Origin of the sequence: Streptomyces bicolor, assembly GCF_000719285.1 — a bacterium.
GTDB classification, from domain to species: Bacteria; Actinomycetota; Actinomycetes; order Streptomycetales; family Streptomycetaceae; genus Streptomyces; species Streptomyces bicolor.
In genome coordinates, this window is the sequence record NZ_JOFS01000013.1 from 163522 (window position 1) to 174263 (window position 10742).

Consider the following 10742-nt stretch of genomic DNA (forward strand, 5'->3'; position numbering starts at 1 on the left):
TAACGCACCCGTCCGGGCGAACCGGGAACCCGGGTGGTCACCCCGCCGTTTCCCGGCTGTCAGTACCGGATGACAGGATCGAGCCATGCCAGACGCGCGCCATGCCACTCCCTACGACGCCCTGCTCCTGCTCTCCTTCGGCGGCCCCGAAGGGCCGGACGACGTGATTCCGTTCCTGGAGAACGTCACCCGTGGGCGGGGCATCCCCAAGGAACGCCTGAAGGAAGTCGGCGAGCACTACTTCCTGTTCGGCGGAGTGAGCCCCATCAACGACCAGAACCGCGCCCTGCTCGACGCCCTCCGCAAGGACTTCGCCGAGCACGGTCTGGATCTGCCGATCTACTGGGGCAACCGCAACTGGGCGCCGTACCTGACGGACACCCTGCGCGAGATGGTCGCCGACGGCCGCCGTCGCATCCTCGTCCTCGCCACCAGCGCCTACGCCTCCTACTCGGGCTGCCGCCAGTACCGCGAGAACCTCGCCGACTCGCTGGCGGCCCTGGAAGCCGAGGGCCTCGAGCTGCCCAGGGTCGACAAGCTGCGGCACTACTTCAACCACCCCGGTTTCCTGGAGCCGATGATCGACGGCGTGCTCGAGTCCCTCGCCGACCTGCCCGAGGACGTCCGGGACGGCGCCCACATCGCCTTCTCGACCCACTCGATCCCGACCGCCGCCGCCGACACCTCCGGCCCCGTCGAGGACCACGGCGAGGGCGGCGCGTACGTCGAGCAGCACCTGGAGGTCTCCCGGCTGATCGCCGAGGCCGTCCGCGAGCGCACCGGCGTCGACCACCCCTGGCAGCTCGTGTACCAGTCCCGCTCCGGCGCCCCGCACATCCCGTGGCTCGAGCCCGACATCTGCGACCACCTGGAGGAGCGGCAGCAGGCCGGCGCACCGGCCGTGGTCATCGCGCCCATCGGCTTCGTCTCCGACCACATGGAAGTCCTCTACGACCTCGACACCGAGGCCAAGGCGAAGGCCGAGGAGCTGGGCCTGCCGATGCGCCGCTCGGCCACCGTCGGCGACGACCCGCGGTTCGCCGCCGCGGTCCGTGACCTCGTCCTGGAGCGCGCCGCCGTGGAGCGCGCCGAGGAGGTCACGCCGTGCGTCCTCGGCGGGCTCGGCGCGAGCCACAACCTGTGCCCGGTGGGCTGCTGCCCGTCCCGAGCGCCCAGGCCCGCCGCCGCGGGCGCCGACAGCCCCTACGCATGAGGAGCCCCGTGACCGACGCTCTGCACACGGACCTGCTCGCCCTGGCCCGGGAGGCCGCCCGCCGCGCGGGAGAACTGCTGCGCGACGGCCGCCCGGCCGACCTCGCGGTCGCCGCGACCAAGTCGAGCCCGATCGACGTGGTCACGGAGATGGACATCGCGGCGGAGAAGCTGATCACCGACCTGATCTCCGAGCACCGCCCGGACGACGGCTTCCTCGGCGAGGAGGGCGCCTCCACCGAGGGCACGAGCGGCATCCGCTGGGTCATCGACCCCCTCGACGGCACGGTCAACTACCTCTACGGGCTGCCGACCTGGTCCGTCTCCATCGCCGCCGAGCAGGACGGGGAGACGGTCGTCGGGGTCGTGGCCGCTCCGATGCGGGGCGAGACGTACCACGCGGAGCGTGGTGGTGGTGCCTGGGCCACCGGGCCCTGGGAGGGCGAGCGCAGGCTCGGCTGCCGTCCCACGGCGCCACTGGACCAGGCCCTGGTCTCGACCGGCTTCAACTACGTCACCGAGGTCCGCACCCACCAGGCCGACGTGGCCCAGCGGCTGATCCCGCTGCTCCGCGACATCCGCCGCGGCGGCTCGGCCGCGATCGACCTGTGCGACCTGGCGGCGGGCCGGCTGGACGGGTACTACGAGCGGGGGCTCAACCCGTGGGACGTGGCAGCGGGAGACCTGATCGCCCGGGAGGCGGGCGCGCTGACCGGTGGGCGGCCCGGAGAGCGGCCGTCGTGGGATCTGACGGTCGCCGCCACTCCGGGTGTCTTCGAGCCGCTCCAGCGGCTGTTGGAGGACCTGGGGGCCTGGCACGACTAGACATCGAAGGCAACGAAGCGGGCCCCCGGCGCTGGATTCGCCGGGGGCCCGCTTTCCGCTCACAAGCCGGTCAGACGCTAGACGCGCCGACTTCCACACCGTGCTCGGCGGCGAGGCGGCGCAGGTCGTCGAGCTCGCCCTGCTCCACCTCGACGAGGAAGTCGTCGCCCTCGTCACGAGCCCGCGTCAGGTCGGACTCGGTCGCCTTTATGCGCTGCAGAAGTCCTGCGGTGAATGCGTCCATGCTGCGCCCCCTCGTCCTGGGTCGTGGGTCGGTGGCACGGGGGTGTGCCGTTCGGAAGGGGCGATCACGTCTCCAGTAGATGCCCAGCGCTGCCCATGCTGGGCGGCGACGGTGCCGGACACCCACACCCGCTCTGCGGAAAGCGGATTGCGCTGTACCGCATGGTGTTGCGGTACATGCAGAGCGTGATCGCGGGGTGTACAAGCCGTCCTCCCCCCGCTCCCTTCCACGGAAACCTCAACCGGACGAGAAAATCTCGCATTCCCGGGCTTCACACCCGCCCTTCATGCTCCACACACCCGTCTTACCGCCGACTTATGGCGGAAAAGGGCAGGATGGAGGCCAGGAAACCCCATCTACAAGACCCTGCCCGCGCGCCGGACGAGCGCTACGCGGGTGGACACAGGAAGGACAAGCGACGTGCGCGTACTCGTCGTCGAGGACGAGCAACTGCTCGCCGATGCGGTGGCCACCGGACTGCGCCGGGAGGCCATGGCCGTCGACGTCGTGTACGACGGTGCGGCCGCCCTGGAACGCATCGGCGTCAACGACTACGACGTGGTCGTCCTCGACCGCGACCTCCCGCTGGTGCACGGCGACGACGTCTGCCGCAAGATCGTCGAACTCGGCATGCCCACCCGCGTGCTGATGCTCACGGCCTCCGGCGACGTCAGCGACCGTGTCGAAGGGCTCGAGATCGGCGCCGACGACTATCTGCCCAAGCCCTTCGCCTTCAGCGAGCTGACGGCACGCGTGCGTGCCCTCGGCCGCCGTACGAGCGTCCCGCTGCCGCCCGTCCTGGAGCGCGCCGGCATCAAGCTCGACCCGAACCGCCGCGAGGTCTTCCGCGACGGCAAGGAGGTGCAGCTCGCGCCGAAGGAGTTCGCCGTCCTGGAGGTGCTGATGCGCAGCGAGGGCGCGGTCGTGTCGGCCGAGCAGCTCCTGGAGAAGGCCTGGGACGAGAACACCGACCCGTTCACCAACGTCGTGCGGGTCACTGTCATGACGCTGCGCCGCAAGCTGGGCGAGCCGCCGGTCATCGTCACCGTGCCCGGCTCCGGCTACCGGATCTGATCGGCCATGGCAGCGACTCCCGCGCCTCCCCAGGCGCCCCCCAAGCCCACCTGGGACCCCCGCAGGGTGGAGCCCCCCTTCCCGTGGCTGCGGCCCACCATCCGGATAAGGCTCACCCTGCTGTACGGCGGCATGTTCCTGATCGCCGGCATCCTGCTGTTGTCGATCATCTATCTCCTGGCGGCACAGGCGATCAACACGGGCAATGAACCCCCGTTCAAGATCGTGGGCGGCACCCAACTCCAGGTCACCAGCGACAACTGCCCCGCGATCAAGGCCGACGTCACGATCTCCCAGTTCAACGAGGCGATCAGCGCATGCATCGACAGCCAGCGCCGGGTCGCGCTGGACGATCTCCTCAGCCGTTCCCTCCTGGCTCTCCTCGGCCTGGCGATCATCGCCTTCGCCTTCGGCTACGCCATGGCCGGCCGTGTCCTGTCGCCGCTGGGCCGGATCACCCGCACCGCGCGCGCCGTGGCCGGCTCGGACCTGTCCCGCCGTATCGAGCTGGACGGGCCGGACGACGAGCTGAAGGAGCTGGCCGACACCTTCGACGAGATGCTGGAGCGGCTGCAGCGGGCCTTCACCGCCCAGCAGCGCTTCGTCGGCAACGCCTCGCACGAGTTGCGTACCCCGCTCGCGATCAACCGCACGCTCCTCGAGGTGCACCTGTCGGACCCGAACGCGCCGGTGGAACTGCAGCAACTCGGCAAGACGCTGCTGGCCACCAACGAGCGCAGCGAGCAGCTCGTCGAGGGCCTGCTGCTGCTCGCCCGCAGCGACAACCAGATCGTCGAGCGCAAACCGGTGGACCTCGCGGAGGTGGCCGAGCAGGCCGTCGACCAGGTGCACGCGGAGGCGGAGGCCAAGGGCGTGCTGATCCGCGGCGAGCAGAAGCCCGCGGTCGTCCAGGGCAACGGCGTGCTGCTGGAGCGGATCGCGCTGAACCTCGTACAGAACGCCGTCCGGTACAACATGCCGGAGGGCGGCTGGGTCGAGGTCACCACCGAGGTCCAGCACGGGCAGGCGCTCCTGGTCGTCTCGAACACCGGGCCGGTGGTGCCGGCGTACGAGATCGACAACCTCTTCGAGCCGTTCAGACGGTTGCGCACGGAGCGCACGGGCAGCGACAAGGGTGTGGGCCTCGGGCTGTCCATCGTGCGGTCCGTGGCGCGGGCGCACGGCGGGCACATCTCGGCGCAGCCGCGTGAGGGCGGAGGTCTCGTGATGCGGGTCACCCTGCCGATCTGAGACCATGTGCGCCGACACACGCCGGGTTCCCGGGGATGTTCTCTTTGCGCGGAATTTTCTGGGCACTCGTCGAGCAGTCCCATGTGTGATCGATCACAAGGGCGAATTTCCGGCCATCTACTCTCCGTGATCATGTGACCTGTCGGAAAGCCGGGAAAATCCGGGTTTTCGGGGGTCTTGATCACGGGAAGTACACGGTGAGACGCCTTTGAACTGCGGTATCAGGACCGTGTACGGTCCCGTTCGCCATCCAAGCCGATCACTCTTGAGGAGTCCGGTTGGGTGTCGATTGAGTAACAGACCTTGATGTGAGGCAAAATCTCCGCCTCGGGTCGGGCACAAGTCCGGCCTCTCACGCGTTACGTGCGCTGGAGACACCGCAGACACCCAGAGGGGGAGAGCGACATGGCTACGGATTACGACACCCCACGCAAGACCGACGACGACGTCGACTCGGACAGCCTTGAGGAGCTCAAGGCCCGGCGGAACGACAAGTCGACTTCCTCTGTGGACGTCGACGAGTTCGAGGCCGCGGAGGGGCTTGAGCTGCCCGGCGCGGACCTCTCCAATGAGGAGCTGGCCGTCCGGGTGCTGCCGAAGCAGCAGGACGAGTTCACCTGCATGAGCTGCTTCCTGGTGCACCACCGCAGCCAGCTGGCCCGGGAGAAGAACGGCCAGCCGATCTGCCGCGACTGCGACTGAGGCAGGGTCGGGCATGACTGGCTCGACCCCACCTCGGAAGCGCCGCTTCCCGTTCCGGGGAGCGGACCCAGGGCTGTCCGACGGCCCGCACGTCACGCGTGAGGACGAGCGGGGCTCACCCGATGCGGGAGCCTCGCTCGAACCGGCGTCCGGCCGGGCCGACGTCCCGGCGCAGACGGCGGTTCCGGCGCCTGCCACCAGGCGCAGGGCCGCGGTGATCCGGGAGAAGGCCCGGGAAGGCGTCCGTAAGGGCGGCAGCCGCGCCAGGGCCGGCCTCGGGTACCTGGCCGACCGGATCATCGAGAACGCCCCGCGGATCCCCGTACGGGACCTCGCGACGCTCCGCAAGCAGTTCCCGGGCCTCGGGCCCGAGCAGCTCGCGGACAAGCTCGTGGCGGGCGCGGCGAACGCGAGCTCGACGGTCGGCGCGGGAGTCGGCGCGGCGGCGATGCTGCCGGTGCCGCCCGCGATGCCCACGGAGCTGGCCGCCGAGATCACCGGCGTGGCGGCGATCGAGCTGAAGATGATCGCCGAGCTGCACGAGGTGTACGGCGTACGCCCGCCCGGCAGACTCAAGGACCGCAGCGCCGCGTATCTGTCCTCGTGGTCCGAGGAACGCGGTATCGACCCCATGAAGCCGGCGACGGTCAACGCCGCGCTCGGCGGGCAGATGAAGCGGGAGCTGCGTCAGCAGATCATGAAGCGGATGGTCCGGAACCTGCCGAACCTGATGCCCTTCCTGGTGGGCGCCGCCGTGGGCGCGGCCATGAACCGCCGGGACACCAAGAAACTCGCGGCGCGGATCCGCGCGGACCTGCGGAAGGTTCAGGTGCCGTGGGACGAGCTGCCGCAACTGCCCCCGCTGGAGAGCCCCGAGCAACCGCTGGACATGGGGGAGATCATGCGGCCGCGCGGGCGCAAGGAGCTCGGGGGCGGCTGAGCGCCCGCCGACGAGATCTTTGCGACCGGCAGGACACGTCTTGACCAGCCCGGTGACGGCCCGGTCGGGTGTGCTAGGCCGAGGCCTTCGCCGCCTTGATCGCCTCCGCCAGACGCTCCGGCTCGCGGGTCGACAGGTACAGGTACGGGGTCGGGTCCTCGGGGTCCGTGACCTCCACGCGCAGGGCCGTGGGGATGTAGGCGCGCAACAGCAGGAAGGCCCGGGTGTCGGCCTTGTGCGTACGCCAGGCACGGGCCTCCTCCGGGTCCAGGACATGGGCCTCGCCCAGCGCCCGCACCGGGAGCTTCGCCTCGCCCGCGATCAGTGAGTCGCCCACCACGCGGATGCGGACCGAGCCGTACGAGCTGGCCATGACGGCCGCCGCGGCGGTGCCGCCGACCAGGCCGACGAGCATGGGCAGCGTGCCGAAGGGCAGGGCGATCAGGGCCAGGGAGACCCCGGCCAGGAACGAGATCAGCCACCAGGAGCGGGGGGCGGTGAGACGTTCTTCGAACGGGGCGGCGGAGAGCTGCATGGAGCCAAGCTTGGCACGGTGTCCTGATACCGCCGACGCGCGGGTAAGGTCTGCGGCTGTGAGTGGTATTTCAGCGGCTCTCAAGCCCCCGGCCGACGCCGTGGAACCGGTCCGTCACCCTGATGCTCCCGCGCCCGGTGAGCTCCTCGGTGCGCACTACGGCGAGTGTTTCGGCTGTGGCGGTGAGCAGGCCCACGGGCTGCACCTGGCGGCGCGAGCCGGGGAAGGCGTGCGGATCACCGCCGAGTTCACCGTGCAGCCCGCCCACCAGGGAGCACCCGGGCTCGCGCACGGCGGTGTGCTCGCCACCGCCCTCGACGAGACCCTCGGCTCGCTCAACTGGCTGCTGCGGACGATCGCCGTGACCGGGCGGCTGGAGACCGACTTCGTACGTCCCGTTCCGGTGGGCACGGTGCTGTATCTGGAGGCCGAGGTGACGGCGGTGGCGGGCCGCAAGATCTACTCCTCCGCCACCGGGCGGATCGGCGGCCCGGACGGAGTCGTCGCCGTCCGCGCCGACGCCCTGTTCATCGAGGTGAAGGTCGACCACTTCATCGACAACGGCCGCCCGGAGGAGATCCGGGCCGCCATGAACGACCCGGACCAGGTCCGGCGTGCCCGTGCCTTCGAGGTGAACCCGTGAGCCGTGACCCCCTGAACGTGCTGATCCGGCGCGTCGACCCCGACGTACCGCTTCCGACGTACGCGCACCCCGGTGACGCCGGTGCCGATCTGCGCACCACCGAGAGCCGCGAACTGGGGCCGGGGGAGCGGGCCGTACTGCCCACCGGTGTGTCGATCGCTCTCCCGGAGGGGTACGCGGCCTTCGTGCACCCGCGTTCCGGTCTCGCCGCCCGCCTCGGTGTCGCCCTCGTGAATGCCCCGGGGACGGTTGATGCCGGGTACCGTGGGGAGATCAAGGTGATCGTGGTGAATCTCGACCCGCATGAGACCGTGCGGTTCGAGCGCTTCGACCGGATTGCCCAACTGGTCGTCCAGCAGGTCGAGAGGGTTCGCTTCCAGGAGGTCGCGGAGCTTCCCGATTCGGCACGGGCCGAAGGGGGCTTCGGGTCCACCGGCGGTCATGCCGAGGTGGGCGGCACAAGCAGCACAAGCGGTCAGGCCGCCGACGGCGGCCGGGCGGGTGGGAATCGATACGCTTCGGTCGTATCCGACCGGGAAGGACAGTGACGTGTTCGGACGTCGCAAGAAGAAGGGTGCCGCCGAGGACGCGGCCGGCGAGCCCGAGCAGGTCGTCGACATCGACACTGAGGCGGACGACGACGGCACGCGCGAGCGCGTACGGCTCGAGCCGGAACCGCGGCCCGACGGGCCCTGGGACAGTTCCGAGGTTCGTGAGCCCGGCGAGGGCCGGGTCGACCTGGGCGGCCTGCTCGTGCCCGGCGTCGACGGCATGGAGCTGCGGGTGGAGGTCGCGGGCGACGCGATCGTCGCGGCGACCGTCGTGCTGCGCGACAGCGCCATCCAGCTGCAGGCCTTCGCCGCGCCCAAGCGCGAGGGCATCTGGGGCGAGGTGCGCGAGGAGATCGGCTCCGGCATCACCCAGCAGGGTGGCATCATCGATGAGGTCGAAGGGCCGTTGGGCTGGGAGCTGCGGGCCCAGGTACCGGTGCAACTGCCGGACGGCACGGGTGGTTTCCAGGTCGTGCGGTTCGTCGGTGTGGACGGTCCCCGCTGGTTCCTGCGCGGTGTGATCTCGGGCCAGGGTGCGGTGCAGCCGCAGGCGGCCGGTCTGCTGGAGCAGATCTTCCGGGACACGGTCGTGGTGCGGGGCGAGGGCCCGATGGCTCCCCGTGACCCGATCGTCCTGAAGCTGCCGAACGACGCCCAGATGGTTCCCGAGGGCGTCCAGCAGGAGGAGGCGGGTTCGCGCTTCTCCGGCGGCATGGGCCAGCTCCAGCGCGGACCGGAGATCACCGAGGTGCGTTAGCGCTCCGCTTGGAGGGTCGCGACAAGTCGTCTGTTCGGCTGCGGGTGCGTCGTGGCTTGTCGCGCCCACGCGGCGGAGCCGCATATCGAATGCAGTCCCGCGCCCCTAGGGCGCTGCAGGGGCCGTATCCCTTAAGGGGTACGGCCCTTTTCTCCTGCGTGGACTCTTGACGGCGCATTGGTCTGTACCTACCGTCTCCGGCCAACGCGTCTGTTCATAAAGGCGCTTCACGTTCATATACGAGAACGGAAGGCCCCCCACGCATGCGCAGAACCGCTCTCTTCGCGGCCGCGGCCGCCCTCGTCGCCGGTGTCCTCGCCTGGCCCGCCGGTGCGGCTCCCACCACCTTCGTGCACCCCGGAGTCACCGTCTCCAAGGGCCAGTTGGACTTCGCCCGCTCCAAGGTCGACGCCGGTGCCCAGCCCTGGAAGGGCGCCTTCGACCGGATGATGGCGAGCAGGTACGCCGATCTGAACCGCACCCCCAAGCCCCGCGCCGTCGTCGAGTGCGGCTCGTACTCGAACCCGAACCACGGCTGTACGGACGAGCGCGAGGACGCGATAGCCGCCTACACCCACGCCCTCGCCTGGTACATCACCCGCGACGAACGGCACGCCAGGAAGGCCATCGAGCTGATGGACGCCTGGTCCGCGGTGATCAGGGACCACACCAACAGCAACGCGCCCCTCCAGACGGGTTGGGCCGGCTCCTCCTGGCCCAAGGCCGCCGAGATCATCAAGTACACGTACAGCGGAAACTGGCCGAACTCCGGCCGGTTCGCCACCATGCTCCGCACCGTGTACCTGCCCGAGATCATCGACGGCTCGAACTCCAACGGCAACTGGGAGCTGTCGATGATGGAGGCCGCCGTCGGCATCTCGGTCTTCCTGGAGGATAAGGCGTCGTACGACAAGGCCATGGCGAAGTTCCGCACCCGCACCGCCGCCTACGTCTACCTGTCGTCCGACGGCGACCTGCCGAAGACCGTGCCGAGCCAGAACCTCGACACCCGGGACAAGATCGTCAAGTACTGGCAGGGGCAGTCCACCTTCGTCACCGGCCTCACCCAGGAGACCTGCCGCGATCTCACCCACACCGGGTACGGCATCTCCGCGATCTCCCACGTCGCCGAGACCAGCCGGATCCAGGGCCAGGACCTGTACGGCACCGACGTGGGCGAGCGGCTGCGGCACGCGCTCGGGTTCCAGGCCAAGTACGAGCTGGGAGCGGCGGTCCCGGGTTGGCTGTGCCGCGGCTCGCTGAAGCTCGGGCTCGGCCCGGTCACCGAGGTCGGGCACAACGCCCTGGCCAACCGTCTCGGCCACGCCATGACCAACACCGGGACGGTCACCGAGCGCAACCGGCCGTCCGGCTCCAACAACCTCTTCGTCGCCTGGGAGACCCTCACCCACGGCGACAACCCCGGCTGAGCCCCAGGGGACGGCGGGAGCGTCAGAGTTGCGTCAAAGACGTTCCCGCCGCCGCACGCGGCCCCATTTGTCGCGATTATTGGCCGTAAGGTCGACGCTGCGTAGGCAGCAAGGGCCAGAACACAATGGGGACCATGGGACGCGGCAGGCTTCGGATCTACCTCGGTGCGGCACCGGGCGTCGGCAAGACGTACGCGATGCTGTCCGAGGCGCACCGCCGTGCCGAGCGCGGCACCGACTGCGTGGTGGCCTTCGTGGAGCACCACCACCGGCCGCGCACCGAGGTGATGCTTCATGGCCTGGAGCAGATCCAGCGCAAGGAGTTGGAGTACCGGGGCGGCGCTTTCACGGAGATGGACGTCGACGCCGTCCTGGCCCGCAGGCCCAAGGTGGCGCTGGTGGACGAGCTGGCCCACACCAACATCCCCGGCTCGCGCAACGCCAAGCGCTGGCAGGACGTCGAGGAGCTGCTGGCGGCCGGGATCGATGTCATATCGACCGTCAACATCCAGCACCTGGAGTCGCTGGGTGACGTCGTCGAGTCGATCACGGGCGTACGGCAGCAGGAGACGGTGCCG

Annotated in this window: 13 protein-coding genes; 11 read left to right on the top strand and 2 right to left on the bottom strand. The window is 69.9% G+C overall.

Annotation, left to right across the window (positions count from 1 at the left end; genetic code table 11):
* Positions 1-85 precede the first annotated feature (85 nt).
* Positions 86-1213 (top strand): ferrochelatase, encoded by a 1128-nt coding sequence (locus tag IF78_RS0119430; RefSeq protein ID WP_031486340.1) that lies wholly within the window; start codon positions 86-88, stop codon positions 1211-1213.
* An 8-nt stretch (positions 1214-1221) separates the two neighbouring features.
* The gene (locus IF78_RS0119435; RefSeq protein ID WP_031486339.1) at positions 1222-2037 is read left to right on the top strand and encodes an inositol monophosphatase family protein; all 816 of its coding nucleotides are present in this window, start codon (positions 1222-1224) and stop codon (positions 2035-2037) included.
* A 70-nt stretch (positions 2038-2107) separates the two neighbouring features.
* On the opposite strand, the gene IF78_RS48935 is transcribed toward IF78_RS0119435, so the two are convergent.
* The gene (locus IF78_RS48935; RefSeq protein WP_167348321.1) at positions 2108-2281 is read right to left on the bottom strand and encodes a hypothetical protein; all 174 of its coding nucleotides are present in this window, start codon (positions 2279-2281) and stop codon (positions 2108-2110) included.
* A gap of 420 nt (positions 2282-2701) precedes the next feature.
* On the opposite strand from IF78_RS48935, the gene IF78_RS0119445 reads away from it, so the two are divergent.
* The 4 genes from IF78_RS0119445 to IF78_RS0119460 all read left to right on the top strand — a co-directional run bounded on the left by IF78_RS0119445 (position 2702) and on the right by IF78_RS0119460 (position 6248).
* Positions 2702-3355, top strand: a complete 654-nt coding sequence (locus IF78_RS0119445; RefSeq protein ID WP_007385219.1) for a response regulator transcription factor — start codon at positions 2702-2704, stop codon at positions 3353-3355.
* A 6-nt stretch (positions 3356-3361) separates the two neighbouring features.
* The gene (locus tag IF78_RS0119450) at positions 3362-4606 is read left to right on the top strand and encodes a sensor histidine kinase (protein ID WP_031486338.1); all 1245 of its coding nucleotides are present in this window, start codon (positions 3362-3364) and stop codon (positions 4604-4606) included.
* A gap of 405 nt (positions 4607-5011) precedes the next feature.
* A complete protein-coding gene (locus tag IF78_RS0119455; RefSeq protein WP_003997302.1) occupies positions 5012-5308 on the top strand; it encodes a DUF4193 domain-containing protein in 297 nt (98 codons plus the stop codon).
* A gap of 13 nt (positions 5309-5321) precedes the next feature.
* Positions 5322-6248, top strand: a complete 927-nt coding sequence (locus tag IF78_RS0119460) for a hypothetical protein (protein ID WP_031486337.1) — start codon at positions 5322-5324, stop codon at positions 6246-6248.
* 73 nt (positions 6249-6321) lie between these two features.
* Here IF78_RS0119460 and IF78_RS0119465 read toward each other — a convergent pair whose 3' ends face one another.
* Positions 6322-6783: a DUF3093 domain-containing protein gene (locus IF78_RS0119465; RefSeq protein WP_031486336.1), complete on the bottom strand. Its 462-nt coding sequence runs from the start codon at positions 6781-6783 to the stop codon at positions 6322-6324.
* Positions 6784-6841: 58 nt separating this feature from the next.
* On the opposite strand from IF78_RS0119465, the gene IF78_RS0119470 reads away from it, so the two are divergent.
* The 5 genes from IF78_RS0119470 to IF78_RS0119490 all read left to right on the top strand — a co-directional run.
* Positions 6842-7426 carry a PaaI family thioesterase gene (locus tag IF78_RS0119470; RefSeq protein ID WP_031486335.1) on the top strand — a complete coding sequence of 195 codons (585 nt, stop codon included), beginning with the start codon at positions 6842-6844 and terminating at the stop codon, positions 7424-7426.
* Positions 7423-7974 (top strand): dUTP diphosphatase, encoded by a 552-nt coding sequence (dut, locus tag IF78_RS0119475; protein ID WP_031486334.1) that lies wholly within the window; start codon positions 7423-7425, stop codon positions 7972-7974. Before IF78_RS0119470 ends, dut begins: the two co-directional genes overlap by 4 nt.
* Before the next feature lies 1 nt (position 7975).
* Positions 7976-8734, top strand: a complete 759-nt coding sequence (locus IF78_RS0119480; protein ID WP_031486333.1) for a DUF3710 domain-containing protein — start codon at positions 7976-7978, stop codon at positions 8732-8734.
* Positions 8735-8997: 263 nt separating this feature from the next.
* Complete coding sequence (locus tag IF78_RS0119485; protein WP_031486332.1) at positions 8998-10164, top strand: alginate lyase family protein; 1167 nt, start codon at positions 8998-9000, stop codon at positions 10162-10164.
* A gap of 134 nt (positions 10165-10298) precedes the next feature.
* Positions 10299-10742: histidine kinase (locus tag IF78_RS0119490; RefSeq protein ID WP_438947172.1), on the top strand; the 444-nt coding region annotated here is incomplete at its 3' end.

Excerpts from the sequence above, each read along its gene's own strand:
- IF78_RS48935 (WP_167348321.1), bottom strand. The coding sequence starts at position 2,281 with ATGGACGCATTCACCGCAGGACTTCTGCAGCGCATAAAGGCGACCGAG.
- IF78_RS0119485 (WP_031486332.1), top strand. The coding sequence starts at position 8,998 with ATGCGCAGAACCGCTCTCTTCGCGGCCGCGGCCGCCCTCGTCGCCGGT.
- IF78_RS0119465 (WP_031486336.1), bottom strand. The coding sequence starts at position 6,783 with ATGCAGCTCTCCGCCGCCCCGTTCGAAGAACGTCTCACCGCCCCCCGC.
- IF78_RS0119450 (WP_031486338.1), top strand. The coding sequence starts at position 3,362 with ATGGCAGCGACTCCCGCGCCTCCCCAGGCGCCCCCCAAGCCCACCTGG.
- IF78_RS0119460 (WP_031486337.1), top strand. The coding sequence starts at position 5,322 with ATGACTGGCTCGACCCCACCTCGGAAGCGCCGCTTCCCGTTCCGGGGA.
- IF78_RS0119455 (WP_003997302.1), top strand. The coding sequence starts at position 5,012 with ATGGCTACGGATTACGACACCCCACGCAAGACCGACGACGACGTCGAC.
- IF78_RS0119430 (WP_031486340.1), top strand. The coding sequence starts at position 86 with ATGCCAGACGCGCGCCATGCCACTCCCTACGACGCCCTGCTCCTGCTC.